General features: G+C 69.4%; 22 protein-coding genes and 1 riboswitch. Of the genes, 8 read left to right on the top strand and 14 right to left on the bottom strand.

What is annotated here, in order from left to right:
• Nucleotides 1–20 precede the first annotated feature (20 nt).
• On the bottom strand, nucleotides 21–737 hold the full coding sequence (locus ACT53R_RS14485; protein WP_476172605.1) for a response regulator: 717 nt from the start codon (nucleotides 735–737) through the stop codon (nucleotides 21–23).
• The gene (locus tag ACT53R_RS14490) at nucleotides 734–2,191 is read right to left on the bottom strand and encodes a sensor histidine kinase (protein WP_476172606.1); all 1,458 of its coding nucleotides are present in this window, start codon (nucleotides 2,189–2,191) and stop codon (nucleotides 734–736) included. Before ACT53R_RS14490 ends, ACT53R_RS14485 begins: the two co-directional genes overlap by 4 nt.
• 190 nt (nucleotides 2,192–2,381) lie before the next feature.
• Here ACT53R_RS14490 and ACT53R_RS14495 point away from each other — a divergent pair, with 190 nt between their 5' ends.
• Nucleotides 2,382–4,301: a potassium transporter Kup gene (locus ACT53R_RS14495; protein WP_476172607.1), complete on the top strand. Its 1,920-nt coding sequence runs from the start codon at nucleotides 2,382–2,384 to the stop codon at nucleotides 4,299–4,301.
• A gap of 19 nt (nucleotides 4,302–4,320) precedes the next feature.
• Here ACT53R_RS14495 and ACT53R_RS14500 read toward each other — a convergent pair whose 3' ends face one another.
• A complete protein-coding gene (locus ACT53R_RS14500; protein WP_476172608.1) occupies nucleotides 4,321–5,625 on the bottom strand; it encodes a sensor domain-containing phosphodiesterase in 1,305 nt (434 codons plus the stop codon).
• 747 nt (nucleotides 5,626–6,372) lie between these two features.
• On the opposite strand from ACT53R_RS14500, the gene ACT53R_RS14505 reads away from it, so the two are divergent.
• Nucleotides 6,373–6,567, top strand: coding sequence for a hypothetical protein (locus ACT53R_RS14505; RefSeq protein WP_476172609.1), 195 nt, complete (start codon nucleotides 6,373–6,375; stop codon nucleotides 6,565–6,567).
• A 204-nt stretch (nucleotides 6,568–6,771) separates the two neighbouring features.
• The gene (locus ACT53R_RS14510; RefSeq protein WP_476172610.1) at nucleotides 6,772–7,254 is read left to right on the top strand and encodes a fasciclin domain-containing protein; all 483 of its coding nucleotides are present in this window, start codon (nucleotides 6,772–6,774) and stop codon (nucleotides 7,252–7,254) included.
• Between the two features lie 383 nt (nucleotides 7,255–7,637).
• On the opposite strand, the gene ACT53R_RS14515 is transcribed toward ACT53R_RS14510, so the two are convergent.
• Nucleotides 7,638–8,444: an MBL fold metallo-hydrolase gene (locus tag ACT53R_RS14515; protein ID WP_476172611.1), complete on the bottom strand. Its 807-nt coding sequence runs from the start codon at nucleotides 8,442–8,444 to the stop codon at nucleotides 7,638–7,640.
• A 125-nt stretch (nucleotides 8,445–8,569) separates the two neighbouring features.
• Between ACT53R_RS14515 and pdxR the strand changes: the two genes are divergently transcribed.
• Nucleotides 8,570–9,970: a MocR-like pyridoxine biosynthesis transcription factor PdxR gene (gene pdxR / locus ACT53R_RS14520; RefSeq protein ID WP_476172612.1), complete on the top strand. Its 1,401-nt coding sequence runs from the start codon at nucleotides 8,570–8,572 to the stop codon at nucleotides 9,968–9,970.
• A gap of 24 nt (nucleotides 9,971–9,994) precedes the next feature.
• Here pdxR and ACT53R_RS14525 read toward each other — a convergent pair whose 3' ends face one another.
• Entirely contained in the window at nucleotides 9,995–12,484 is a 2,490-nt protein-coding gene (locus ACT53R_RS14525) for an alpha/beta hydrolase family protein (RefSeq protein ID WP_476172720.1), read from the bottom strand.
• A gap of 204 nt (nucleotides 12,485–12,688) precedes the next feature.
• Nucleotides 12,689–12,788, top strand: a riboswitch (S-adenosyl-L-homocysteine riboswitch).
• 32 nt (nucleotides 12,789–12,820) lie between these two features.
• On the opposite strand from ACT53R_RS14525, the gene ahcY reads away from it, so the two are divergent.
• Both ahcY and ACT53R_RS14535 read left to right on the top strand, forming a co-directional pair.
• Nucleotides 12,821–14,242: an adenosylhomocysteinase gene (gene ahcY, locus ACT53R_RS14530; RefSeq protein WP_476172613.1), complete on the top strand. Its 1,422-nt coding sequence runs from the start codon at nucleotides 12,821–12,823 to the stop codon at nucleotides 14,240–14,242.
• A 259-nt stretch (nucleotides 14,243–14,501) separates the two neighbouring features.
• Nucleotides 14,502–15,005 carry a DUF6623 family protein gene (locus ACT53R_RS14535; protein ID WP_476172614.1) on the top strand — a complete coding sequence of 168 codons (504 nt, stop codon included), beginning with the start codon at nucleotides 14,502–14,504 and terminating at the stop codon, nucleotides 15,003–15,005.
• A gap of 57 nt (nucleotides 15,006–15,062) precedes the next feature.
• Here ACT53R_RS14535 and ACT53R_RS14540 read toward each other — a convergent pair whose 3' ends face one another.
• The 7 genes from ACT53R_RS14540 to cyoA form a co-directional block, all read right to left on the bottom strand.
• Nucleotides 15,063–15,602 (bottom strand): response regulator transcription factor, encoded by a 540-nt coding sequence (locus ACT53R_RS14540; protein WP_476172615.1) that lies wholly within the window; start codon nucleotides 15,600–15,602, stop codon nucleotides 15,063–15,065.
• Entirely contained in the window at nucleotides 15,592–17,016 is a 1,425-nt protein-coding gene (locus tag ACT53R_RS14545) for an ATP-binding protein (protein WP_476172616.1), read from the bottom strand. Before ACT53R_RS14545 ends, ACT53R_RS14540 begins: the two co-directional genes overlap by 11 nt.
• Complete coding sequence (locus tag ACT53R_RS14550) at nucleotides 17,006–17,788, bottom strand: SURF1 family protein (protein WP_476172617.1); 783 nt, start codon at nucleotides 17,786–17,788, stop codon at nucleotides 17,006–17,008. Before ACT53R_RS14550 ends, ACT53R_RS14545 begins: the two co-directional genes overlap by 11 nt.
• On the bottom strand, nucleotides 17,785–18,186 hold the full coding sequence (cyoD, locus tag ACT53R_RS14555) for a cytochrome o ubiquinol oxidase subunit IV (RefSeq protein ID WP_476172618.1): 402 nt from the start codon (nucleotides 18,184–18,186) through the stop codon (nucleotides 17,785–17,787). Before cyoD ends, ACT53R_RS14550 begins: the two co-directional genes overlap by 4 nt.
• Nucleotides 18,183–18,863, bottom strand: a complete 681-nt coding sequence (cyoC, locus tag ACT53R_RS14560) for a cytochrome o ubiquinol oxidase subunit III (RefSeq protein WP_476172619.1) — start codon at nucleotides 18,861–18,863, stop codon at nucleotides 18,183–18,185. Before cyoC ends, cyoD begins: the two co-directional genes overlap by 4 nt.
• Nucleotides 18,805–20,784 carry a cytochrome o ubiquinol oxidase subunit I gene (cyoB, locus tag ACT53R_RS14565; RefSeq protein WP_476172721.1) on the bottom strand — a complete coding sequence of 660 codons (1,980 nt, stop codon included), beginning with the start codon at nucleotides 20,782–20,784 and terminating at the stop codon, nucleotides 18,805–18,807. Before cyoB ends, cyoC begins: the two co-directional genes overlap by 59 nt.
• An 82-nt stretch (nucleotides 20,785–20,866) precedes the next feature.
• On the bottom strand, nucleotides 20,867–21,925 hold the full coding sequence (cyoA, locus tag ACT53R_RS14570; RefSeq protein ID WP_476172620.1) for a ubiquinol oxidase subunit II: 1,059 nt from the start codon (nucleotides 21,923–21,925) through the stop codon (nucleotides 20,867–20,869).
• A 178-nt stretch (nucleotides 21,926–22,103) separates the two neighbouring features.
• Between cyoA and ACT53R_RS14575 the strand changes: the two genes are divergently transcribed.
• Nucleotides 22,104–23,417 carry an MFS transporter gene (locus ACT53R_RS14575; protein WP_476172621.1) on the top strand — a complete coding sequence of 438 codons (1,314 nt, stop codon included), beginning with the start codon at nucleotides 22,104–22,106 and terminating at the stop codon, nucleotides 23,415–23,417.
• A 75-nt stretch (nucleotides 23,418–23,492) separates the two neighbouring features.
• On the opposite strand, the gene ACT53R_RS14580 is transcribed toward ACT53R_RS14575, so the two are convergent.
• Both ACT53R_RS14580 and ACT53R_RS14585 read right to left on the bottom strand, forming a co-directional pair.
• Entirely contained in the window at nucleotides 23,493–23,903 is a 411-nt protein-coding gene (locus tag ACT53R_RS14580; protein ID WP_476172622.1) for a hypothetical protein, read from the bottom strand.
• Nucleotides 23,904–23,983: 80 nt separating this feature from the next.
• Nucleotides 23,984–24,541 (bottom strand): DUF3228 family protein, encoded by a 558-nt coding sequence (locus ACT53R_RS14585; protein WP_476172623.1) that lies wholly within the window; start codon nucleotides 24,539–24,541, stop codon nucleotides 23,984–23,986.
• A 125-nt stretch (nucleotides 24,542–24,666) separates the two neighbouring features.
• On the opposite strand from ACT53R_RS14585, the gene metF reads away from it, so the two are divergent.
• Entirely contained in the window at nucleotides 24,667–25,503 is an 837-nt protein-coding gene (gene metF / locus ACT53R_RS14590; RefSeq protein WP_476172624.1) for a methylenetetrahydrofolate reductase [NAD(P)H], read from the top strand.
• The last annotated feature ends 188 nt before the right edge of the window (nucleotides 25,504–25,691 follow it).

A 25,691-nucleotide genomic window follows, 5' to 3' on the forward strand; every position in this document is an offset into this window, starting at 1 on the left:
CGCCGCATCGGAACACGCGCTCAACCGCCGCCGAGGAACCGCAAACCCACGCCCGGTTCGGTGGCGATCCAGCGCGGGGCGGTGGCGTCGTCGCCGAGTTTCTGTCGCAGTTTGCCGACGAGGATGCGCAGGTAGTGCGTGTCGTCCTGATGCGTCGGGCCCCACAGTTCGCGCAGCAGTTGCGGCTGGGTGACCAGGCTGCCGGGATGGCGCACCAGCGCCAGCAGCAGCGCGTACTCCTTGCGGGTCAACGAGACCGGCGCGCCGTCCAGCGTCACCGTGCGCTGTGCGGGGTCCACGCGCAGGTGGCCGTCGTCGTACACCGCGGCACCGCTTGCGCCGCCGCGTCCGCGCAGGGAGGCGCGCACGCGGGCCATGAATTCCTGCACGCCGAACGGCTTGGTCACGTAGTCGTGGGCGCCGGCGTCCAGCGCGGCGACCTTGTCGCGCTCGTCGGCGCGCACGGTCAGCACGATCACCGGCACCTCCGACCACGTGCGCAGTTCGCGCAGCGCGTCCATGCCGTCGCGATCGGGCAGGCCCATGTCGAGCACGACGAGGTCGGCGCCCTCCAGCGCGAGCGCCTGCAGCCCTTCTTCCGCAGTTTCCGCCAGGCGCACGGCGTAGCCCTGCGCGCGCAGGCCGATGTCGAGGAAGCGGCGGATCTGCGGTTCGTCGTCGATCACCAGCACGCGGGCGGGCGCGACCGCGGTGCTCGGCGGGGTCGTCGGGCTCATGCATCGGCCTCCTCTTCGGGCGGAGTCTCGGGCGGCAGGGTCAGGTGCATGCGCGTGCCGGTGCCGCCGTCACCCGGCAGCGCGACGAGGCCGCCGCCGTGCGCTTCGACGATGCCGCGCGCGATCGCCAGCCCCAGCCCGGTGCCGTCGCGGCCGCGGTCGCCGCGTTCGGCGGTGTGGAACGGATCGAACACGCGCTCGCGCTCGGCGTCGGGGATGCCGGGGCCGGCGTCGATCACGTCGAGCCAGGCGCCGCCGTCATCGCCGGTGCCGGCGACGACGCGGACGGATGCGCCGCGCGGCGAGAACTTCACCGCGTTGTCCAGCAGGTTGCACAGCGCCTGCTCGAACAAGGCGGGATTCACGCGGATCAGCGCCGGCGCGCGCGCCAGATCGACGGCGAACGTCGCGCCCGGGCGATAGCGGCGCAGGCGCACGGTGGCCGCGCCGACCAGTTCGTCGACGCCGATCCATTCGCGCTCCGGCGACAGCGCGCCGTGGCCGATCCGGGTCATGTCGAGCAGGTTCTGGATGTAGCGGTCGAGGCGTTCGCCTTCCTCGCGCACGGTTTCGAGCAGCGCGCCACGCTCGTCGGCACCGAGGCGCTCGCCGTAGCTCTCCAGCGCGCCGGCGGCGCCGAGGATCGCCGCCAGCGGCGAGCGCAGATCGTGCGAGACCGACGACAGCAGCGCCGCGCGCAGGCGCTCGCGTTCGTGCGCGAGACGGGTGGCGTCGAGCGCGCGCTGCAGGCGCACGCGACGCAGCGCGCCGGCGATGTCGTCGGCCATCGCCCGTGCCAGACGGCGCGGCGCGTCTTCGAGCCGGTCGATGTAGGCCGGGAACTTCAGGCCGAGCACACCGACGCGATCCGCGCCCTCGCCCAGCGGCAGGAACCACCAGCCCTGCGCGTCGACGCCGCGATCGGCACGGGGTGCCGCACCGTCCTCCAGCCGCAGCCAGGTGTCCGCGTCCAGGCTGCCGCGGAACACGTCGATGGCGATCGCCGTCACCGCCACTTCGTCCTCGGCGGCGGACAGCCGGCGCACCAGTTCCTCGCGCGCCTCGGCGTGGCGGCGCGCGCGCGCCATCGCGTCCACCTGCATCGCCAGCCGCGACGCCAGGCTGCCGGCCAGCAGCGCCGCGGCGAGGAACAGCAGCACGGTGGCGATGCCGTGGCGCGCGTCGATGTAGAACGTGTAGCGCGGCGCGATGAAGAAGTAGTTGTAGGCGAGGAAGCACAGCACCGCAGTCGCCAGCGCCGGCCCCAGGCGCGTGCGCGCGGCGACCAGCACCACCGCCAGCATGAACACCAGCGACAGATCGCGCAGGCCCAGCGAGTGCTCCGCAAGCGACGCGACCCCGACCGCGCAGGCGGAGGCCACGACCGCCAGCAGCCAGCCGGCCAACAGGTCGAAGCGTTGCCGGTATTCGAGGTGGCGGGCAGGTTCGGTCATGCGCAGGCCGCCATTGTGCCGAAGGACGCCGCCGCCTGCGGACCGATCCCGTGGGCGGCGCGGACCGGGCCGGGGTACGCACGGGGTTCTCGCGGAATTTACGCGGAATTTACGCCGGACCCGGGATCGCCCGCTTCCGACTTTACGCACCGCGGCAGGAGACTGCGCGCCTCTCCCGCCACGCGCCGCCATGGACATCGCCCCTTCTCCGCAAGCCACCGCGCACACCGCCCCGCGCGACGGGCACGGCGGCCGCTTCGGCGCCCTCATGCTGGGCGCGATCGGCATCGTCTACGGCGACATCGGCACCAGTCCGCTGTACACCCTGAAGGAAGCCTTCTCGCCGCACTACGGCGTGGCGGCGGACGCCGCCGGCGTGTACGGCATCCTGTCGCTGATCTTCTGGTCGCTGGTCGTGGTGGTCACGGTGAAGTACGTCACCGTGATCATGCGCGCCGACAACGACGGCGAGGGCGGCATCATGGCGCTGACCGCGCTGGTCGCGCGCGGCCTGGCGCCCGGCTCGCGCGGCGCCTACGTCATCGGTCTGCTCGGCGTGTTCGGCGTGGCGCTGTTCTTCGGCGACGGCGTACTGACGCCGGCGATCTCGGTGCTGTCGGCGGTCGAGGGCCTGGGCGTGGCTGCACCCGCCCTCTCGCACTGGGTGCTGCCGGTCACCGTCGGCGTGCTGGTGCTGCTGTTCCTGCTGCAACGCTTCGGCACCGAGGTCGTGGGCCGTGCGTTCGGGCCGGTGGTGCTGGTGTGGTTCGCGGCGCTGGCGGCGATCGGCGTGTACAACATCGTCGGTCATCCCGAGGTGCTGCAGGCGCTGGACCCGCGCTGGGGCGTGCGCTTCTTCGCGGCGCACGGCTGGCACGGGCTGGTCATCCTCGGCGCGGTGGTGCTGGCGGTGACCGGCGGCGAAACCCTGTACGCGGACATGGGCCACTTCGGCCGGCGCCCGATCACCGTCGCCTGGAACGCCATCGTGCTGCCGGCGCTGACGCTCAACTACTTCGGCCAGGGCGCGCTGCTGCTGCGCGATCCGTCGGCGGTCGCGAATCCCTTCTACCTCGGCGTGCCGGCGTGGGCGCTGTATCCGATGATCGGCCTCGCCACCGCGGCGACGGTGATCGCCTCGCAGGCGGTGATCAGCGGCGCCTACTCGGCCGCGCGCCAGGCGATGCTGCTGGGCTACCTGCCGCGCATGGGCGTGCGCCACACCTCGCGCGAAACGCTCGGCCAGATCTACGTGCCCGCGGTGAACTGGCTGCTGATGATCGCGGTGATCATCACCGTGCTGGGCTTCGGCGACTCGACGTCGCTGGCCACCGCCTACGGCGTGTCCGTCACCGGCACGATGCTGATCACCAGCCTGCTGCTGATCGTGCTGGTGCGCATGCGCGGACAGGTGCCCGCGTGGGCGTTCTGGCCGGCCGCCGCGCTTTTCCTGCTGGTCGACCTCGCCTTCCTCGCCGCCAACCTGGCGAAATTCAGGGACGGCGCGTGGTTCCCGATCGCGATGGGCGTGGCGATGTTCGCGGTGATGCGCACCTGGGCGCGCGGCCGCGCGATGCTGCACGCCGAGCTGCGCAAGGACGGCGTGCCGCTCGCCGACTTCCTGCCCGGCCTGCGCCTCTCGCCGCCGGTGCGCGTGCCCGGCACCGCGGTGTTCCTCACCGGCACGCCGGGCATCGTGCCCAAGGCGCTGCTGCACAACCTCAAGCACAACAAGGTGCTGCACGATCGCAACGTGCTGCTGACGGTCGAGACGCTGCCGATCCCGGTCGTGCCGATCGCCCGGCGGTTGTCGTTCTCGCGGATCGACGATGATTTCATGCGCGTGACCGTGCGCGTGGGCTTCATGGAGTCGCCGGACGTGCCGCTGGCGCTGATGCGTTCGTGCGACCGCGGCGGGCCGGCGTTCGATCCGATGGACACCACCTTCTTCGCCAGCCGCGAGAGCGTGCTCGCGCCGCCGCGCCGCGGCATGCCGCAATGGCGCGATCGCGTGTTCGCGTTCCTGCATCGCAACGCCGCGCCGGCCAACGAGTTCTTCCGCATCCCCGCCACGCGGCTGGTGGAGCTGGGCACGCCGGTGGAGATCTGAGTGGCACCGTCGCCTGCGCTCACGCTGGCGACGGCAGCGCCATCTCCAGCGGCACGGGCCGGCCGAGGTAATAGCCCTGGCCGTATTCGACGCCCAGCCCGGCCAGCGCCTTCAATTCGCGCTCGGTCTCCACGCCTTCGACGATGATGGTCGCGTTGGTGCCGCTGGCGAAGGTCTGGATCGCCGACACCAGCGTCTGCCGGCGCAGATCCTGGTCGATGCCGCGGGTCAGCGAGATGTCGAGTTTGATGATGTCCGGCGACACGTGGAGGATGTGGCGCAGCGAGGCGAACCCGGCGCCGGCGTCGTCGATGGCGACCATCACGCCGCGCGCCTGCAGTGCGCGAAGCGAGGCGCAGAGGCGTTCGTAATCCGCGACGTTGGTGTGCTCGGTGATCTCGATGATCACCCGTGCCATGTCGTACCCGGCGAGCAGCGCGCGGAATTCATCGGACACGATGGTGTCGGGCGAGGCGTTGATCGACAGCCGGCAAGGCTGCGGGATCTCCTCCAGCCGGCTCAGCGCCGCGCGCATGGCTTCCAGCTCCAGCGCCAATCCCATGCCGACCTCCGCGGCCTGCATGAACCAGACGTCGGGCGTCGGCGAGCCCGCGGGGAACCGCGACAGCGCTTCGTACGCGAACACGTGGCCATCGCTCAGCGACACGATCGGCTGGTAGACGATGGCCAGCGCGTGTTCGCGGATCAGCGCCCGGATGCGCCCGGCGAGATCGGACTTGTGCTGCTCGGCCTCGTGCTCGGCCGCAAGGCGGCCACGGTATTCGCTGAGCAGGTCGGAATAGCCGAGCGCGTGACCCAGCGCCGCGCCGACCAGCGCCGCCATCATGCGCATGGTGCGCACGTCCGGCGTGCGATACGCGCGCGGATACGGCGACAGCACCTTGAGCACGCCGAACGGTTTGTCCTCGTACACCAGCGGCGTCACCAGCATGGAGCGCAGTCCGACGCGGCGACAGGCTTCGCGGTTCACGCGCGGATCGGTTTCGGAATCGTCGCAACGCAGCACTTCGTTGCGCGCGACGCACAGTCCCGACAGGCTGCCCTGCGCCGGCACGCGCAGGCCGACCTGTGCGGCGGCGGAGCCGCTGGCGACCCAATACACGAAATCACCTTCGTCGAGGATCTCGACCACCGCACCGGCGGAACGCGTGAGCTCGCAGGCACGGCGGATGACGGCGTTCACGACCTGGTTCGGATCGTGCGCGAGCATCACGATCTCGTTCTGCGCCGCGATGATGCGGGCATAGAGCCCGGCATCACGCCCGGGCGACGGGCCCGAACCGGTCTGCGCATCCTCCCGCATGCGCGGATCCGCGCGCCTGGGTAAAGAGTCCTTGCCCATGCCCTGCCCCGTCTGTCCGCGTTGATGGCGTGGTTCCGAAATCCCTCTGCGACAGATACCGCTTGCCCCATGACCCGTCAAGACATTCTCGACACGCAAAGCGCGCCGGCACGGCGAAATGCATGCAGGCAAAGACGCCGTCAATGAGGATCGCGCGCACGATCAATCGCGCACGCAATTCCACCTGAATCGCAACGCGATCGTCTGGCACGATCGACACGCTCGATGGCGATTCAGACAACGCACGGAAGCGCGTTACCGCCTCCAGTCGTCACGCGGACCTTCCGGCCGCCATGGGTTCGCTTCACCCATCCGACGCCTCATGGGTGGTGCCGTGGACGGCAATGGCCATCCCGTCCGCGGTGCCACCGGGCACGCTTCGAGCGCGACCAGATCCCATCGCGTACCCGCCAGCCAGAATCGGAAATGGCGAACAAATGTTTTCAGGTGACGCGTGAAGCTTTCCATCGATGAATCCCGTGCCTGGCACCCTGGGATCCGACAAACGCAGGCGGCGACTGCGGGTGCGGAGCGCAGGCCCCGGAGAAGATCGTGCGCGTCGGGTTCATGCGAGTGGATACGCATCCCGCTGATCATGCGCCCGATCCCGGGCCAGCGCGGCCGGGTGACTCGTTCATTCATGCCCCGTACCGCATCACGACGTACCGTGATCACCCGTCGCATGCGCCACGCACCGGACATCCGCACATGAAAGTGGAAAAGCGGCATCGCTACGTGAGCGATTCAGGACCGCATGCGACCCGGCACGACGACACCGTCACGGTGCTCACGAGCGCGGCGCATGACGACATGCCTGCATGCTCCGCATCGAGACGCATCGACGTGGCACAGGCGTCCGGCACCACCTCACGTGAACGCATTCCGCAGGGCGCGCCGGGATAACATCGGAATAACAATCGGAGGCGCACCCTGCATGGGCATTACGACGCAAGGTCGTAACGGCCACTCAGCCGCGGCGCATCCGTGAACCCCACGCACTGAGCCTTCATGCCCGCCCTCCTGGCGGGTCGCGGTTTCGGCCGCCCCCGGATCCTGCGCGATCGCGTCCTGCGCCATCGCCGATCCCACTCGAAAGGCCATTCTCGAATGAATACCAACACGCCCACCATCGCCGCCAATTCCGGCGCCTCCGTCACCGCCATCGCTGCCGTCAGCCTGAACATCGTCGACACGATCGCCGCGAACGACACGTTCAAGACCTTCGGCACCGCCCTGCGACAGTCGGGCATGAACGACGTGCTCCGCGGCACCGGCCCGTTCACCGTCTTCGCCCCCACCGACGCCGCGTTCGCCAAGCTGCCCTCGGGCCAGCTCGATCGCCTGATGAAGCCCGAGAACAAGGAAGAACTCACCTCGCTGGTGAACTACCACGTCGTGAAGGGCCGCAAGCTGGCGTCCGACATCGGCAAGTGGGATTCGGCCCGCACCGTCAACGGCCAGTCGGCGCCGATCAAGCTCACCGACGGCAAGGTCAGCATCGACGGCGCTCATGTCACCTCGGCCGACATCGGGTCGAGCAACGGCGTCATCCATGGCATCGACAAGGTGAACATCCCCACCAAGTCGTGACCCACGGCGGTACACCAAGGAAAACGGCGGGCATTGCCCGCCGTTTTTTCGTGCGTGGCCGCCGGGTGGCGCGGGCCGGGCTCAGTGCGTCGCGGCCTGCTTCGCATCCTTGCCAGGCGCGTCGGTCGTCGCCGACTTCGCGTACTTCACGAATTCGTCCAGCCATGTCTCGCCACCGGTGTCCGCGACGATCGCGCAGTTCCGACCGTTCGCTGCAACACACAACGCCCGCGAAACACCGCGTCAAGGCGATTTCGGCATGGCGGACGGATTCTTTCGTGCGCACGCCACGCGGGGCAAGACGCACTCGATGAAGAACGCCGACACGATCGATCACACGGCTGTTTCCCGGCCTCGGCGGCCACATCGATCGACGACGCGAATCACCCCGTGACGCGATCGAGATAGCGTGAAATGGAGGCATCGACCGCGGCGCGCGCATCGCCGAGGATGTTCCGCCCCCACGTATAGCCGTACACGTCCTCGAACGCCAGGCCATCGAGGCGCTCGCGGATCGCGCGCACGTCCGCGGGACGCATCGGGATGTAGTTGGGATAGCTGTACATGAACGTGACGTGGCGACGGTCGAGCACCACCTGCAGTGCATCGCCGGGGAACAGCGCGCCACCCGCACGCGGACCGTCGCGCCAGTGCAGCGCAGTGCTGCCCGGGAAGTGCCCGCCGCAGCGCAGCAGCGTGACCGATGACGACAGCGGGAAGCGGTCGCCGTCCCAGAAGCCGATGCGCGGCGAGGGCCGCCGCACCCATGCGCGATCGGCGGCATGCAGCAGGATCGGCACATCACCCAGCGCCTCGCTCCACTCGACCATCGCCGAGTAGAAGTGCGGGTGCGAGATCACGATGCTGTCGACGCCACCCTGCGCGCGCAGCGCGGCGACGGCCTCGTCCGTGACCAGGCTGACGCACTCCCACAGCAGATTGCCGGCGTCGGTCTTCAGCAGCAGCGCGCGCTGCGGGATCGCGAACTCACCCTCGATGCCGATGCCGAGCAGGCCGGCATCGTCCTCGATGCGCAGGCGGTGGCGCTTCGCCAGCGCGTCGTGCGTGGTCCAGCGCTGACCGCCCCAGCCGACGTACTGGCGATCGTCGAGGCAGATCGGGCATTCCGGCGGTGGCACGGGGCTGTCGGCGAACTGGGTCCCGCAGGTTTCGCACAGATGGCAGGGCATGGTCGGTCCTCGGAGCGGCAATGGCGCCACTATCGGGGTAATCTGGCGCCATGGATCGACCAGTTCCGATCAAAAAAGGGGAGCCGGTTTTCCCTTTCGACCTCCGCGCCGAGCGCGCGGAAGGCGTGGTTGCCTCACTGCATCGGCAACTGCGCGCCGCGATCCTCGACGGCCGGCTCGCGCCGGGCACGCCGCTGCCGTCCTCGCGGCGTGCAGCGGCGGCACTGGGCGTGGGCCGCAACGCGATCGCCGCCGTCCACGACCGGCTCGTGGCCGAGGGTTACGCGATCGCGCGACCCGGTGCACGCACCGTCGTCGCCGGCACCGTCGCGCGACGCCCGGCCCGTCCGGGCGCGGCGCAACGCAACGCGCCACGCCCGGCCGACGCCCTGCAGCCGCCTTGGCGCGAGGCACTGCCGGCCGCGTCCGTCCCCGCACTGCCCGAACGCAGCTTCCGTCTCGGCGTGCCGGATGCACGCATGTTCCCGCATGCGCTGTGGCGGCGGCTGGCCGCACGCGCCTGGCGCGATCTCGCACGGCAGCCGTTCGACTACCCGCCGCCCGAAGGGCTGCCCGTGCTGCGCGATGCGATCGCCGGCCACGTTGCGTTCTCCCGCGCCGTCGCCTGCACCGGCGAGGACGTGCTGGTCACCGCCGGCGCGCAGCAGGCGTTCGCGCTGCTCGCCCGCCTGCTGGTGGCGCCGGGACGCACCCGTGTGGCGGTCGAGGAACCGGGCTACCCGCCGGCACGCGATGCATTCGCGGCGGCGGGCGCGGTGCTGGTGCCGGTGCCGGTGGACGACGCCGGCCTGTGCGTCGACCGCCTGCCTGACGACGTCCGTGTCGTGCTGGCGACGCCGTCGCACCAGTCGCCGACCGGTGTCGCGCTCTCGCTGGCGCGACGCACCGCGCTGCTGGCATTCGCACGACGCCGCGGTGCGATCGTGATCGAGGACGACTACGACGGCGAGTTCCGCTTCGGCGGCCGTCCGCTGGACGCGTTGCAGACGCTCGATCGCGACGGCCGCGTGTTCTACGTCGGCACGTTCTCGAAAAGCCTGTTCCCCGCGCTGCGCAAGGGGTTCATCGTCGCACCGGCCTGGGCGCGCGATGCGCTGCGCGCAGCCGCGCGCACCTGTGCGGGCCACGCCGACGCCGCGATGCAGAGGCTGCTCGCCTCCTTCCTGCGCGAAGGCCACCTCGCCCGCCACGTGCGGCGCATGTGGCCCCTGTACGCTGCACGTCGTGCGGTGCTGATCGAGGCGCTCGACGGCCCGCTGTCACCGTGGCTGGCGCGCATCCCGTCCGAAGCCGGCCTGCACCTCGCGGCACGGCTGCACGATCCCGACCACGCGGCGCGACTGCTGCCGCGCCTGCTCGAACGCCTGCCGGGCACGCAGGCGACCCGCGATTACGCGATCGGTTCCGACGTGCCGCCTGCGATCGCGATCGGCTACGGCAGCATCGACGCGGAGGCGATCGCGCAGGCGATGCATGGCCTGCGGGAGGCGCTGGCGCGCGCCTGACCCGCGCGCCAGCGAGCCGCGGGCTCAGGGCGCCACGGCGTCCTTCGCCGGCGCGACGGGCGTCGCCGGCTTCGCGTGCTTCACGAACTCCTCCAGCCACGCGTCGGTCTCGGCCAGCATGTGCAGGATCGATTCGCGGGCGCGATACGAATGCGCTTCCTTCGGCAGCATCACCAGCCGCGCGGTGCCGCCCAGACCCTTCACCGCGGCGAACATGCGCTCGCTCTGGATCGGGAACGTGCCGCTGTTGTTGTCGTCCTCGCCGTGGATCATCAGCAGCGCGTCCTTGATGTCGTTGGCGTAGTTGAACGGCGACATCGTCTGGTAGGTGTCGGGCGCCTGCCAGAAATTGCGCTCCTCGGACTGGAAGCCGAATGGCGTGAGCGTGCGGTTGTAGGCGCCGCTGCGCGCGATGCCGGCCTTGAACAGCCGCGTGTGCGCGAGCAGGTTCGCGGTCATGAACGCGCCGTACGAATGCCCGCCGATCGCGATGCGGTCGCGGTCGGCCACGCCGCGGCGCACCACTTCGTCGACCGCGGCTTCGGCGTCGGCGACGAGCTGCGGCACATAGGTGTCGTTCGGTTCCTTGCTGCCTTCGCCGACGATCGGCATCGACGGGTTGTCGAGCACCGCGTAGCCGCGCGCCAGGAACGGCAACGGTCCCGTGTAGCTGATGGCGTTGAAGCGGTACGGCGAGCCGGTGACCTGCGACGCGGCCTCGGCCGATTTGAACTCGGCCGGATAGGCCCACAGCAGCGTCGGCAGCGGCTTGTCGCGGCCCGGCTTGAAGCCCGGCGGCAGGTAGAGGTTCGCGGTGAGTTCGACGCCGTCGCGGCGCCTGTAGCGGATCTGTTCCTTCTTCACGTCGCGCAGCTGCGGCGTGGGATGCGGGAAGTGCGTCAGCGCCACCGGCTTCGCCTTCGCGCCGAGATCGAGACGGTAGTAGTTGACCGGTTCGATCGGCGATTCGCGGGTGATCAGCACCTGCTTGGCGTCGTCGTCGAGCAGCGCGACCACGTTGCTGTAGGTCGGCGCGGCGGAGCGGAACAGCCGCTGCTTGGTGTTGGTGTCCAGATTCCAGCGATCGAGGAACGGACGATCGCCCTCGGGCGAGGCGCCGTCGCCGATCAGGTACAGGCTCTTGCCGTCGGACGAGAAGCGCAGGCGCGGGAAGCCGTTCTCGTCGCGCTCGGCGACCGGCGTGCCGGGATTCGCGTAGCGGTCCTCGCTGGAGCCCTCGAACAGCAGCACCGGCGCGGTGGCCGGCGCATCGGGCGCCAGCCGCCAGGTCTTCACCTTGCGCGTCTTCCACCAGAACTCGCTGAGCAGCGCCACGTCGCCGCGGCCCCAGGCAATGCTGGCGACGCGGCTGCCGACCTTTGCCAGCGACACCGGCGGCGCGTCGAACGGCGCCGGTTGCATCAGCACTTCGTCGCGCACGTCGGCCGGCTTCGCGGGATCGCCGCCGTCGCGGGCCTCGGTCCACACCAGCGTGGCCGGCGCGTCGCTGCGCCACTCGATGTCGCGCACGCCGGTGGGCACGGCATCGTTTCCGCTGGGCAGGCCCTCGAACAGCGGCAGCGTGGCGACGGTGTGCAGCGGCTTGCCGTCGAGATCGAGCACCGCGATGCGGCGCGGGAAGTACTGCCACGGCACGACGTACGAGAACGGCCGCTCGATCGTCTCCGCCAGCAGGTGCCGGCCGTCCGGCGACGGCGACAGGCCGACGTACAGGCCCGGCGTGCCGATCTCGCGCACGGCGCCGTCCACGCCGACCAGCGCCGGCTGCACGCGCAGGTAGTGCTCCAGCACCTGCGCGTCGTGTTCGTCGTGCAGCATGTCCTGGTAGGTGCGGATCTGGCGCACCGCGCCCTTGCCTCGGGTTTCCTGCGTGTTGGGGCCGGGCGGCACCACGCTGTCCGGCGGCGGCCCGCCCTGGCCCGTGCGCAGGTTCACCAGCAGGTGCCTGCTGTCCGGCATCCAGATCACGCTGCCGCGCACCGTGTTGAGCGGGCGATCCAGCAGCTTGCGTGCGGTATGCGCGGCCACGTCGACCAGCCACAGCGTGTTCGCGCCGGAATACGGGTCCTGCTGGTTCAGCGCGAGGTATTTCTGGTCGGGCGACCACGACACCGACGCCAGCGAGAGCGGCTGCGGCAGGCCGTCGATGTGGATCTCGCGCCCGCTGGCCGCTTCCATCAGCCACAGGTCGGTCGAGAACGTGAACTTGCTGGGCGCGTAGGTCCGCGGGTTGATCCGCAGCCCCGCCAGCCGCAGTTCCGGCTGCGCGACCAGCGCGATGGACGGCAGCGGCGGCACCTGCTGCAGCGCGAGCAGGTCGCGGTGCGGGCTGAGCGCCACCTGCGGCGCCTTGGGCGCATCGACGATGGCCTTCAGCTCGGCCACGGGCTCGCGGTAGCCGCCGGCGGGCTGCGCGGCGGCGACCGATGCGGCGGATTGGGCGGTCGCCATGGGCGCGACCAGCGCACCCGGCGCGGCGAGGGCCGCGGCCAGCAGCAGCGGCAGGGCGAGCCGGCGCAGCGCCGGCGGGCGGGCGGGGGACAGGCGATGGGGCATGGCGGCACGGACTCCCGAGGTTCGGCACGAGGCGACCGCCCATCCTCGCCGCCGTTCGTCGCCGGGCCATGCGCCACAGGTCATGGCGGCGGATCGATTCATCGTTCCATCGCGAGAAAGCGATAGAATGCCGCCCCTGCCCCCGCCGAGGGGCGCTGCAAGCCCGGCAGGACGCCCGTGCGTCCCCGTCCGGGATCAGGCTCGGCGGGCGGTCCCACCGCATCAACGGCGCCCGTTCACTGTCCCCCGCGGGACACACGACGGAGTATTGCCATGAACGCACAGGTCAAGCCCATCCAGGACTGCAAGGTCGCCGACATCGGCCTCGCCGACTGGGGCCGCAAGGAAATCGAGATCGCCGAGCACGAGATGCCGGGCCTGATGTCGATCCGCCGCAAGTACGCCGAGAGCAAGCCGCTCAAGGGCGTGCGCGTCACCGGCTCGCTGCACATGACCATCCAGACGGCCGTGCTGATCGAGACCCTGAAGGACATCGGCGGCGACGTCCGCTGGGCGTCCTGCAACATCTTCTCGACCCAGGACCACGCCGCCGCCGCCATCGCCGCCACCGGCACCCCGGTGTTCGCGTGGAAGGGCGAGACGCTGGAGGAATACTGGGACTGCACCCTCGACGCCATCACCTTCCCGGGCGGCAAGGGTCCGGAGCTGGTCGTCGACGACGGCGGCGACGTCACCCTGCTGATCCACAAGGGCTACGAGCTGGAAAACGGCAGCGACTGGGTGAACACCCCGTCGGGCTCGCATGAAGAGCAGATCATCAAGAACCTGCTCAAGCGCGTCGCCAAGGAGCGCCCCGGCTTCTGGACCACCGTGGTCAAGGACTGGAAGGGCGTCTCCGAAGAGACCACCACCGGCGTGCACCGCCTGTACCAGCTGGCCGAACAGGGCAAGCTGCTGATCCCGGCGATCAACGTCAACGACTCGGTCACCAAGTCGAAGTTCGACAACCTCTACGGCTGTCGCGAGTCGCTGGCCGATGGCCTCAAGCGCGCGATGGACGTGATGCTGGCCGGCAAGGTCGCCGTGGTCTGCGGCTACGGCGACGTGGGCAAGGGCTCGGCGCACTCGCTGCGCGCCTACGGCTGCCGCGTCATCGTCACCGAGATCGATCCGATCTGCGCGCTGCAGGCGGCGATGGAAGGCTACGAGGTGAAGACCGTCGAGGACACCCTCGGCCTCGCCGACATCTACGTGACCACCACGGGCAACAAGGACGTGATCACCTACGACCACATGCTCGGCATGAAGGATCAGGCGATCGTCTGCAACATCGGCCACTTCGACAACGAGATCCAGGTCGACCGCCTCAACAGCAGCGGCGCCGAGAAGATCAACATCAAGCCGCAGGTCGACAAGTACAAGCTGCCGAACGGCCGCGAGATGTTCCTGCTGGCCGAAGGCCGCCTCGTGAACCTCGGCTGCGCCACCGGCCACCCGAGCTTCGTGATGTCGAACTCGTTCTCGAACCAGACCCTCGCGCAGATCGACCTGTGGGCGAACAAGGACTTCTACTCGCCGAAGGTCTACATCCTGCCGAAGAAGCTGGACGAGGAAGTGGCGCGCCTGCACCTGGAGAAGATCGGCGTGAAGCTGACCACGCTCACCGCGCAGCAGGCCGAGTACCTCGGCGTGCCGGTGCACGGCCCGTTCAAGCCGGAGCACTACCGCTACTGATCGCGGGGTTTCCTCCGCGATGTTTCACCACGACGGGCGCTTCGGCGCCCGTCGTCGTTTGTGCCTTCGCTGCTTTTTTGTAGGAGCGACGTGAGTCGCGACCTCGTGGCGCACAGGTCGCGACTCACGTCGCTCCTACAAAGGCAGGCAGTCGCCACCCGCTGGCCTTCGCCTGCCGCGATTCCCGTTCATTCAGAGCCGGCGTCGTCGGCTCCGGTCCGAGAGCCGCGGACCGGGCAGCGCATCAAGGGAGGAACGGATGACGAAGTACGCATCGTGGGCCCACGGGAACGCCGTGGTGACGGAGCTGCCGAGCGGGCTGCTGGTCCGCCACTGGGGCTGGGGCACCGAAATGCAGTTCACGTTCAACGCCGGGCAGTCGCCACCGGCGGCGTGGGCGCACATCCCGATCCCGACGCCGGTGATCCTCGACGACGTGCGCCTGAAGGTCCGCACCCTGTTCCTGCTGTTCAAGACCGGCCAGCACGCGGCGATCGACAGCATCCACGTCTTCGACGGCCCCAACCGCATCCACGCCGAGGATTTCGTCAACGGCAACGGCCCCAGCCCGCTGCGCCGCACGGGCAACCATTCGACCGGCATCGACGGCCGCAACACGATCACCCTGGCCGCGGATCACGAAGTCCTCTGGGGCCTGTCGATCGCGTTCAAGATGACCCCGGTCGCGGTCACCGTCTCGTCGCCACCGGTCGATCCCGAAGGCACCGTGCTGATCACGACTGCCGGCGCGGATTTCTTCTGATCGCGCGGAACACGCTTCGCAATGCGCGGGTCGCGACGTTGCGCGCCGGCCCGCGGCTCACTTCACCCGCCGTTTCTCCAGCTTGCGCGCCAGCGTGCGGCGATGCAGGCCGAGCCGGCGCGCGGTCTCGGAGATGTTGAAGCCGGTCTCCACCAGCGTCTCGTGGATGCGCTCCCATTCGAGCGTCTTGATCGACGAGGTCTTGCGCGCGCCGACTTCGACCTCTTCGTCGCCGGCGGCGCGCTTGAACGCGGCCTCGATGTCATCGGTGTTCGACGGCTTCGCGAGGTAGTGCATCGCGCCGAGCTTGATGGCCTCCACCGCGGTCGCGATGCTGGCATAGCCGGTGAGCACGACGATCAGCATGTCGGGATCGTGCGCATGCAGGTCCTTCACCCACGACAGTCCCGACGCATTGCCGGCGAGCTTGAGGTCGACCACCGCGTGCGTCGGCGCGAAACCGTCGAGCACGGTCGCCAGCGGCTCCTGGCCGGTCGCGACGCGCACCGCGCAGCCGCGGCGCTCGAACGAGCGCGCCAGCGTGCGCGCGAACGCCACGTCGTCCTCCACGATCAGCAGCCTGCGTTCATCGCTCATCGTCGCGGCCCTCGTGCATGCCGTCATGGTACGTGTCGTCGTCGTGCGACCCCGGGTCGATCTCGATCGCCGCGAGCGGCAGCGTCACCGTCACCGCGGCGCCGCCCAGCGGCAGATTGCGCACCGCCAGTCGTCCGCCCAGCGTGCGCGCCACGTTCACCGACAGGAACAACCCGAGCCCGCCACCGGCGCGTCCTTTCGTCGAGTTGTACGGCGTGCCCAGCCGGTCCAGCACCTGGGTGTCGAAGCCCGGTCCGGCGTCACGGACCTCGATCACCAGGTCGTCGTCGCGGCCGGAGACCTCCAGTTCGACCCGCGCCGGCGACACTTCCAGCGCGTTGTCGAGCACGTTGAACACCATCTGCCGCAGGCCGGCATCGGCGACGATCCACGGGTTCGGCACCACCCGGCGCCGGTAGCGGAAATCGGCGGGATTGCTCAACGCGCGCCACTGTTCGGCCAGTTCGTCGAGGAAGGCGTGCAGCGTGGTCTGCACCGGCGCTTCGCCGCGGGTCTCGCCGGCGGCCAGCAGGATGTTGGTGACGATCGACTTGCAGCGCGCGACCTGCGCCTGCATCTCGACGAGATCGTGGTAGATCTCCGCCTCCGACGACATCGACGGCAGGTGCTGCCAGTCGCCGAGGATCACCGACAGCGTCGACAGCGGCGTGCCCAGTTCGTGCGCGGCGCCCGAGGCGAGCAGGCCCATGCGCACGATGTGTTCCTCTTCCGCCGCACGCTGGCGCAGCTCGGCCAGGCGCGCGTCGCGCTCGCGCAGGATGCGGCCGATGCGGGTGATGAACACCACCAGCAGCGCCGCGATCAGCACGAAGCAGATCAGCAGGCCCTGCACGTAGAGATCGGCGAGGCCCTTCGACAGGTCGACGTCGATCCGGGTCGGGCTGGGCACGGCGATCAGCGCGGCCACGCTCAGTGCGGTGGCGGCGGCGACGATCCAGTTGCCCGGCGGGCGCAGCAGCACGGTCGCCAGCGCGACCTGCAGCAGGAACAGGAACACGAACGGATTGGCGATGCCGCCGCCGAGATGCAGCTGGAACGCGAGCGACGCGACGTCGACCAGCAGCGCGGCCAGCAGCGCGCCGTTCGACACCCGGCCCGTGCGCCACCACACGAACTGGCTGAACAGATTGAACAGCGCCAGCGCCGCGAGCGTGCCGAGCATCCAGCCCAGCGGGAGCGCGATGCCCAGCCCGGCGTACACGATGAGGATCGTGAGCAACTGCCCGCCCACCGCGATCCAGCGCAGCTGGATGAGCTGGTGCATGCCGCGCAGGCCGGCGTGGGCCGTCGCCGGCGTCGCGGGCGGCCTGCGCAGCCCGCGGGCGACGGTATCCTCGGTCGACCGGTCGGCAGGAGTGGCCTGCATGGCGGGGCCCTCTTCGTCAGCGGTCATCTTGCCGCATGCGACGCCGCGAGACGAGCAGCGCGGCGCCGGCCAGCGCCGTGAGCAGGGCCATGCCGAACCACGTCAGCGCATAGCCGAGGTGGGGATCGCGGAAGTGCACGACGGTGAGCCCGCCGCGCGGCCAGCCGCCGGGACGTGGGCCGGCCTCGGCATCGACGAAGAACGGCGCGACCGACGCCGCGGGCAGGCCCCGCGCCCGCGCGATTTCGGCCACGTCGCGCGAATGCCAGCGATCCTCGCCCGGCACGTTGCGGCGCAGGAAACCGCCGCCGGGCTCGGACGGACGCAGCAGGCCGACGATCTCCACCCGGCCCGCGGGCGGCGCAGCGGCGCGCGCGCCCTGCGGCACGAAACCGCGATTGACGAAGACGATGTCGCCGCCGTCGGTGCGCAGCGGCGCCAGTGCCCACGCGCCCATGCCGAAATCGGTGACGGCCTGCGTGCGTGCCTCGGCGACCGGCAGGAAGCTGCCCGCGAGGCGGACACGGCGGTAGCCGTCGCGTTCCTCGCTCGTGCCCGGCCATGCGGCACGCGGCGGCGGCGCGACCGGCGCGGCGTGGATGCGCGCATCGACCCGCGCGATCAGCGCGTGCTTCCACGCCATCCGCTGCAACTGCCACAGGCCCAGCGCGACGAAGCCGGCGAAAGCCGCCGCCAGCAGCGCGGACAGGGCCACCGTCCACGCCGACGGCCGGCCGCGCCGCGGCGCCGTGCGCCCGGTCGCGATCAGCCCTGCGGCACCGGCCATCGACGCACTCATGGCACCGCCTGCATCCCCTGCATCTCGTGGGCGCCCGGCATCATGTTCGTGTTGAGGTGGTGCATCACCCACAGCGAGCCGCTGAGCACGATGACCACCAGCACCGCAGTGAAGACCAGCGCGAGCAGGTTCCAGCCGCCTTCGGAGCGGGCGTTCATGTGCAGGAAGTAGACCATGTGCACCACGATCTGCACGGCAGCGAACGCCAGCAGCACCACGGCCAGTGTCGTGGAATGCTGGATGCCCTTGCCCATCACCAGCGCGAAGGGAATCGCCGTCAGCACCAGCGACAGCAGGAAGCCGGTGAGATATTCCCGCGCCGAGACGTGCGGGATGCCGTCGTCGTCATGGTGATCGTGGTGCGCGTCGTGCGCGGCATCGGAAGAGAGCTGGCTCATGGCAGCACGCCCATCAGGTAGACGAAGGTGAACACGCCGATCCAGACGACGTCGAGGAAGTGCCAGAACATCGACAGGCAGGCGATGCGGCGCATGGTCTCGCGGGTCAGCCCGCGCTGCGCGACCTGCACGCACAGCGTCAGCAACCAGACGACGCCGAAGAACACGTGCAGGCCGTGGGTGCCGACCAGCGCGAAGAACGACGACAGGAACGCGCTGCGCTGCGGGCCCGCGCCCTCGTGGATCAGGTGCACGAACTCGTACAGTTCGATGCCGAGGAAGCCGAGGCCCAGCGCGCCGGTCGCGAGCAGCCAGCCGATCGTGCCGCCGCGATTGCGCTTCTGCATCGCGATCATCGCGAAACCGTAGGTGATCGACGACAGCAGCAGCACCGCGGTGTTGGCCGCGACCAGCCGCAGGTCGAACAGGTCCGCGCCCGACGGCCCCGCGGCGTAGTTGCGCCCGAGCACGCCGTAGGCGGCGAACAGGCAGGCGAAGATCATCAGGTCGCTGAGCAGGTACAGCCAGAACCCGAACAGCGAACCGTTCTGCGGATGATGATGGCCGGTGGTATCAAGGAACACTGGCGCACCGTCCTCGCGGTGCAGGGCGATGGCGTCAGACACGGACGGCCTCCAGCTGCGCGGTGCGCGCACGTTCGGTGGCGTCGACCACATCCGCGGGGATGTGGTAATCGCGGTCGAGGTCGAAACTGTTGCGGATGGCCCACGCGACGGTGGCGAGCAGACCGGCGATCGCCAGCCACCACACGTGCCAGATCATCGCGAAGCCGAGCAGCGTGCTGGTCGCGGCGAGGATCACGCCGGCCGAGGTGTTGCGCGGCATGTGGATGGGCAGGAAGCCGCCGGTCGGACGCACGAAGCCGCGACGCTTCATGTCCCACCAGGCGTCGGTGTCGTGCACGACCGGCGTGAACGCGAAGTTGTAGTCCGGCGGCGGCGACGACGTCGACCATTCCAGCGTGCGGCCGTCCCACGGGTCGCCGGTCACGTCGCGCAGCTGCTCGCGCCGGCGGAAGCTGACGAACAGGCAGACGAGGAACGCGGCGATGCCGATCGCGATCAGCACCGCGCCGAACGCGGCGACCACGAACCAGACCTGCAGCGACGGATCGTCGAAGTGGCTCATGCGCCGGGTCACGCCCATCAGGCCCAGCACGTACAGCGGCGTGAACGCGAACCAGTAGCCGGCCAGCCAGAACCAGAACGAGACCTTGCCCCAGAACGCATCCAGCCGGTAACCGAAGGCCTTCGGGAACCAGTGCGTCATCGCCGCGAACAGGCCGAACACCACGCCGCCGATGATGACGTTGTGGAAGTGCGCGACCAGGAACAGGCTGTTGTGCAGGACGAAGTCCGCCGACGGCACCGCCAGCAGCACGCCGGTCATGCCGCCGACCACGAACGTCACCATGAAGCCCATCGTCCACAGCATCGGCACCTCGAAGCGGATGCGGCCGCGGTACATCGTGAACAGCCAGTTGAAGATCTTCGCGCCGGTCGGGATCGAGATGATCATCGTGGTGATGCCGAAGAACGAGTTCACGCTGGCGCCGGAGCCCATCGTGAAGAAGTGGTGCAGCCACACCAGGTACGACAGCACGGTGATGCAGACCGTCGCGTAGACCATCGACGAGTAGCCGAACAGGCGCTTGCCGCTGTAGGTCGACACGATCTCGGAGAACACGCCGAACACCGGCAGGATCAGGATGTAGACCTCCGGATGGCCCCAGATCCAGATCAGGTTCACGTACATCATGGCGTTGCCGCCGAGGTCGCTGGTGAAGAAATTGGTTCCGGCGTAGCGGTCGAGCGTCAGCAGCGCGAGCGCGGCGGTCAGCACCGGGAACGACACCACGATCAGCACGTTGGTGCAGAGCGCCGTCCAGGTGAACACCGGCATCTTCATCATCGTCATGCCCGGCGCGCGCATCTTAATGATCGTCACCAGCAGGTTCACGCCGGACAGCAGCGTGCCGACGCCGGCCACCTGCAACGACCACAGGTAGTAGTCGACGCCGACGCCCGGACTGAACGCGATGCCCGACAGCGGCGGCATCGCCAGCCAGCCGGTGGTGGCGAACTCGCCGAAGAACAGCGACATCATCACCAGCACGGCGCCGCCGACGGTCATCCAGAAGCTGAAATTGTTGAGGAAAGGAAAAGCCACGTCGCGCGCACCGATCTGCAGCGGCACGAGGTAGTTCATCAGCCCGGTGACCAGCGGCATCGCCACGAAGAAGATCATGATCACGCCGTGGGCGGTGAAGATCTGGTCGTAGTGGTGCGGCGGCAGGTAGCCGAGGTTGTCGCCGAACGCCATCGCCTGCTGCAGGCGCATCATCAGCGCGTCGGCGAAGCCGCGCAGCAGCATCACGATACCCAGCACCATGTACATGATGCCGATCTTCTTGTGGTCGATGCTGGTGAACCAGTCCTTCCAGAGCGTGCCCCAGAGGCGGTACTTCGTGATCGCGCCGGCGACGCCGAGCCCGACGAGCACGGTGCCGATGAAGGTCGCGAGCACGATGGGCTCGTGCAGCATGGGGATGTCCGCCAGCGACATCCGCCCGGTCAGGGGCGCGTAGGCGGCGGTGGCAGTGGACAGCGACATCGTGGCGTTCCGGAGGTGAAGGCGTTGTTCTGGGGAGGCGACGGGATCATGGCGCGCGCGCGCCGCCGTAGCCGACGGGCACGAGGCGACGCTGCGCTTCGGGCGTTTCGCAGACACCGGAGGCGACGTAGGCGCCCAGCCGCGGATCGCCGCGACGCGGCATCGCAAGCGAGCCCAGACCGTCCTTGCCGAGCCCACCGGCGGCGTCGATCGCCATCATCTGGTTCGCGCACAGCCGCACCGGATCCACGCAGCGGTTCACGATCGCGTCGAACAACCCGCGCTCGACCGCGCCGTAGCGGCGCACGGGTTCGCGCTGGCTCGGCTTTTCGAGTTCGAGGTAGGCGCCGCGATCCAGCGTCGCGCCAGCCGCGCGCTGCGCGTCGATCCAGCGGTCGAAATCGGCGTCGGCGAGGCCGCGGAAGCGGAAGCGCATGTGCGAGAAGCCGGCGCCGCTGTAGTTGGCGGAGAAGCCGACGTGGTCGCCCGGCGCGTTGATCACCGCGTTGAGATCCGACTCCATGCCGGGCATGCCGTAGATCATCCCGGCCAGCGCGGGCACGTAGAACGTGTTCATCACCGACGAGGCGGTGATGCGGAAATGCACCGGCCGATCGACCGGCACCGCGACTTCGTTCACCGTCGCCACGCCCTGCTCGGGATAGACGAAAAGCCATTTCCAGTCGAGCGCGACCACCTGCACTTCCAGCGGCTTCGTGCCGGCGGGCACCGGGCGTCCCGCGGCGATGCGATCGAGCGGCCGCGCGGGATCCAGCAGGTGCGTGCTGATCCACGTGACCGCGCCGAGTGCGATGATGATGAGCAGCGGCACGCCCCAGATCACCAGCTCCAGCTGCGTGGAATGGTCCCAGTCGGGTGTGTAGGTCGCGGCGCGATTGGACGCGCGGTAGCGCCACGCAAACCAGAACGTGAGCGCGATCACCGGCACGATCACGATCAGCATCAGCACCGTGGCGACGACGATGAGGTCGGCCTGGCGGCTGGCGATGTCGCCCGCGGGATCGAGCACCTGCAGCCGGCAGCCGGAGAGCAGCGCGGCCGACGCCAGGGCGACGACCAGCGACGAACGGAGCCTGTTGCGCATGGGAGGGGGAAGGAATCGCGACCGGAATTGATCGCGATCAATATAGGTACCTCGGTTCGCGGGCAGGATTGGACGTTTTGTCCCATGGTCCGCGCACCCGGGCTCTGTCAGTCTGTGTCCTGCGGCGATTCCGGCCGCATGCTCCCTCGACTGCCCCCGTCATCCGACGCCGCGACCGATGAACATCGCCACAGGCCCCACCGTCTCCACCCACGACCACGGCACCAAGGCCCATCCCGACGTGGCGCCCGGCGAGATCGCCGTGGGCGTGGTCATCGGCCGCGCCTCCGAATATTTCGACTTCTTCGTCTACGGCATCGCCTCGGCGCTGGCGTTCCCGTCGGTGTTCTTCCCGTTCGCGGACGGCCTGCGCGGCACGCTGTACGCGTTCGCGATCTTCGCGCTGGCGTTCGTCGCGCGGCCGTTCGGCACCATCCTGTTCATGTCCGTGCAGACCCACTGGGGCCGCGGCATGAAACTCACCGTTGCGCTCTTCCTGCTGGGCACCGCGACCGCGGGCATGGCCTTCCTGCCCGGCTACGCCACGCTGGGCGGCGCCTCGATCGTGCTGCTCGCGCTGCTGCGCATCCTGCAGGGCATCGCGCTCGGCGGCTCGTGGGACGGCCTGCCGTCGCTGCTCGCGCTCAACACGCCGAAGGAACGCCGCGGCTGGTACGCGATGCTGGGCCAACTCGGCGCGCCGGTCGGTTTCATCGTCGCCGCGTCGGTGTTCGCCTTCCTGCATGCCAGCCTGACCGAACGCGATTTCCTCGACTGGGGCTGGCGCTATCCCTTCTACGTGGCCTTCGCGATCAACGTCGTCGCGCTGTTCGCGCGGCTGCGGATCGTGGTTGCCGAGGAATACCAGGGCAGGATGCACGAACTCGACCTCGAACCCACGCCGATCCGCGAACTCGTCGCGGAGAAGGGCCAGCACGTGGTGATCGGCGCGTTCGCCGCACTCGCCAGCTACGCGCTGTTCCACATCGTGACGATCTTCCCGCTGTCGTGGATCCGGCTGTATTCCGACCAGTCGATGAGCGCCTTCCTGTCGATCCAGATCGTCGGCGGCCTCGTCGCCATCGGCGGCGTGATCGCGTCGGGGGTGATCGCCGACCGCGTCGGCCGCGCACGCACACTGGGCGGGCTGGCGATCGCCATCGCGATGTTCAGCGGCTTCGCGCCGACGCTGATGGGCGGCGGCACCGCGGGCCAGGCCGCGTTCGTGTTGATCGGCTTCCTGCTGCTGGGCCTGTCCTACGGCCAGGCCGCCGGCGCGGTGACCGCGAACTTCGGCCGGCGCTACCGCTACACCGGCGCTGCGCTCACCGCCGACCTCGCGTGGCTGATCGGCGCCGCGTTCGCGCCGCTGGTCGCGCTGGGCCTGTGCGCCACCTTCGGCCTCGAATGGCTGGGCGCCTACCTGCTGTCCGGCGCCGTCGGCACGCTCGCCGCGCTCGCCATCAACCGGGCGTGGAAGTACAAGAGCTGACGCCCGTCATTCCGCTTGCTTCGTGGTGCGATCACGGGCGCTTCGGCGCCCGTCTTTTTGCGGCCATGCACCGGATCACCGCAGCAGCCCCCGCTTGTATTCGTGCAGCCCGAAGGCAAGCAGCGCAATCAAGAGCAACAGGTTCACGAGGTAGGGGCCGCTGGTCCGATCCTCCGTCATGAACAGGCTCGACACGATGTAGGCGGCGAGCAGGAAAACGCCGATCTTCCTGCGGAAGAAGAACAGGCCCGTCGCCATGGCCAGCAGCCCGGGCATCGCGACCAGGCCCGCCAGCCGCAGCGGAGGGACGACGCCATCGAACAGCACGGCGCGGTTGTCCATCAGGAAATACGCAGCGCCCCAGAACGCGAGCAGCGCCAGCAGGAACGCGATGCCGGAAACGCTCGCGTGAAGCCAGCCGGGGAGCGGCCTGCGGCCTTCGGGCGGCGGCAACGCACTGTTGGGCGCCTGATAGGGATTCGTCATGGCGGTCCTCCGTGGGGCTTGCGCCATCCTGCCCGCGACAAGGTCGAACAGGAAGACGCCGCACGGCGGAGGCGCCTCGATCACCCCCGCCAACTCGCGTGCCGCTCCCAGAACTCGACCGCACGCCGATACGCCTCGCGGTCGATCGGCACGCCGGAGCCGCCCTCTTCCACGCCCAGTGCGTTGCGCAGCATGGTGATCGGGGTCATCGGGGTTTCCTCGGGCGTCATCGTGTAGAGGCAGCCGACGATGCCCCAGTCGGCGTCGTAGGGCGTGCCTTCCTTCGCCATCTGCTCGCGGTCGTAGAGGATCGCGATCAGGTATTCGGCCACCGGTGGCTCCACGCCCTCGAACCAGCGCACCAGCACCGGCAGCTCGCTGCTGTTGCGGGCCTCGTAGCCGCTGCGCAGCAGGTGGCGGTTGCCGTCGTCGATCGGGATGGTCATGCAGCGCGTCGAGGTCCAGTTGCGGTGCACGTGCAGCTTGCAGAACGGCGCGTAGCCGTCGAGCACGACCACCGGCGGTTCGGCGTTGAGGCGCGCGACGAACTGCTCGGGCGTGCAGTCCTGGATCGTGTTGCGGCGGGGTTCGCGCGGGAACAGGCGGGGGCGGGCGAAGTCGGTGAGGACGATGGTCATCGGGCAGGCGCGGGACAGGATGGGCGGCAGCGTACCGCCTCGGCCGCCGGACGGGGCCATCGACCCCATATGCATTCATCGCGATAAAGAGATATGATGGCCGCCGACCCGCCAGGACGCTCGTCATGCCCGCGCATTCGCCCGCCATCTCCTTCGAGTTCTACCCGCCCAAGACCGACGAACAGCGCGATCTGCTGGACCGGACGGCGAAGAAGCTGCGGACCCACGGGCCGGAATACGTGTCCTGCACGTTCGGGGCCGGCGGCTCGACCCTGAGCTACACCTCGGAGACGGTGCGCCACCTCAAGCAGACCCACGGCTTCGACGCCGCGCCGCACCTCTCGTGCATGGGCGGCAGCCGCGAGGAGATCCGCGAACTGCTGCAGCTGTACCGCGCGCTGGGCTGCCGCCGCATCGTCGCGCTGCGCGGCGACCTGCCCTCCGGCATGGCGCGCATGGGTGACCTGCGTTACGGCTCGGACCTGGTGGCCTTCATCCGTGCCGAACACGGCGACCACTTCCGGATCGAGGTCGGCTGCTACCCCGAAACGCACCCGCAGGCCGATGATGCCTTCGCCGACCTGCGCCACTTCAAGGCCAAGGTCGACGCCGGCGCGGACGCCGCGATCACCCAGTACTTCTACAACGCCGACGCCTATTTCCGCTTCGTCGACGACGCACGCAGGCTGGGCGTGGAGGTGCCGATCATCCCCGGCATCATGCCGATCTCGAACTTCAGCCAGTTGCGGCGCTTCTCCGACGCCTGCGGCGCCGAGATCCCGCGCTGGGTCGCGAAGCGCATGCAGGCGCTGGGCGACGACGCCGACGGCATCCGCGAATTCGCCGCCGACCTGGTGGCCACGATGTGCCGCCGCCTGCTCGACGGCGGCGCGCCGTCGCTGCATTTCTACACGCTCAACCTCGCGAAGCCGACGCAGTCGGTCCTGGCGCGGCTGGGGTAACGATCGCGATCGTTCGTTTTTGTGGGAGCGACGTGAGTCGCGACCCATGACGTCATCAGGTCGCGACTCACGTCGCTCCTACAGAAACCTGCAAGGCGCCGCCTCGGCAACATGGCGTGATCGCGATGCAGGTCTGACCTGTGGGAGCGACGGAAGTCGCGACGGGCTGCGGACAGGCTTTCCGCAAT

The organism is Lysobacter sp. DMC104, assembly GCF_056313665.1.

Coding starts and splice junctions, on each gene's coding strand:
- ACT53R_RS14550 (WP_476172617.1), bottom strand. CDS start 17,788: ATGAGTGCGTCGATGGCCGGTGCCGCAGGGCTGATCGCGACCGGGCGC.
- cyoA (WP_476172620.1), bottom strand. CDS start 21,925: ATGCGCAACAGGCTCCGTTCGTCGCTGGTCGTCGCCCTGGCGTCGGCC.
- ACT53R_RS14515 (WP_476172611.1), bottom strand. CDS start 8,444: ATGCCCTGCCATCTGTGCGAAACCTGCGGGACCCAGTTCGCCGACAGC.
- metF (WP_476172624.1), top strand. CDS start 24,667: ATGCCCGCGCATTCGCCCGCCATCTCCTTCGAGTTCTACCCGCCCAAG.
- ACT53R_RS14585 (WP_476172623.1), bottom strand. CDS start 24,541: ATGACCATCGTCCTCACCGACTTCGCCCGCCCCCGCCTGTTCCCGCGC.
- ACT53R_RS14545 (WP_476172616.1), bottom strand. CDS start 17,016: ATGACCGCTGACGAAGAGGGCCCCGCCATGCAGGCCACTCCTGCCGAC.
- ACT53R_RS14575 (WP_476172621.1), top strand. CDS start 22,104: ATGAACATCGCCACAGGCCCCACCGTCTCCACCCACGACCACGGCACC.
- ACT53R_RS14580 (WP_476172622.1), bottom strand. CDS start 23,903: ATGACGAATCCCTATCAGGCGCCCAACAGTGCGTTGCCGCCGCCCGAA.
- ACT53R_RS14495 (WP_476172607.1), top strand. CDS start 2,382: ATGGACATCGCCCCTTCTCCGCAAGCCACCGCGCACACCGCCCCGCGC.
- ACT53R_RS14500 (WP_476172608.1), bottom strand. CDS start 5,625: ATGCGGGAGGATGCGCAGACCGGTTCGGGCCCGTCGCCCGGGCGTGAT.
- ACT53R_RS14490 (WP_476172606.1), bottom strand. CDS start 2,191: ATGACCGAACCTGCCCGCCACCTCGAATACCGGCAACGCTTCGACCTG.
- cyoC (WP_476172619.1), bottom strand. CDS start 18,863: ATGTGGTCGACGCCACCGAACGTGCGCGCACCGCGCAGCTGGAGGCCG.
- ACT53R_RS14505 (WP_476172609.1), top strand. CDS start 6,373: ATGAAAGTGGAAAAGCGGCATCGCTACGTGAGCGATTCAGGACCGCAT.
- ahcY (WP_476172613.1), top strand. CDS start 12,821: ATGAACGCACAGGTCAAGCCCATCCAGGACTGCAAGGTCGCCGACATC.
- cyoD (WP_476172618.1), bottom strand. CDS start 18,186: ATGAGCCAGCTCTCTTCCGATGCCGCGCACGACGCGCACCACGATCAC.
- ACT53R_RS14510 (WP_476172610.1), top strand. CDS start 6,772: ATGAATACCAACACGCCCACCATCGCCGCCAATTCCGGCGCCTCCGTC.
- ACT53R_RS14540 (WP_476172615.1), bottom strand. CDS start 15,602: ATGAGCGATGAACGCAGGCTGCTGATCGTGGAGGACGACGTGGCGTTC.
- ACT53R_RS14535 (WP_476172614.1), top strand. CDS start 14,502: ATGACGAAGTACGCATCGTGGGCCCACGGGAACGCCGTGGTGACGGAG.
- ACT53R_RS14485 (WP_476172605.1), bottom strand. CDS start 737: ATGAGCCCGACGACCCCGCCGAGCACCGCGGTCGCGCCCGCCCGCGTG.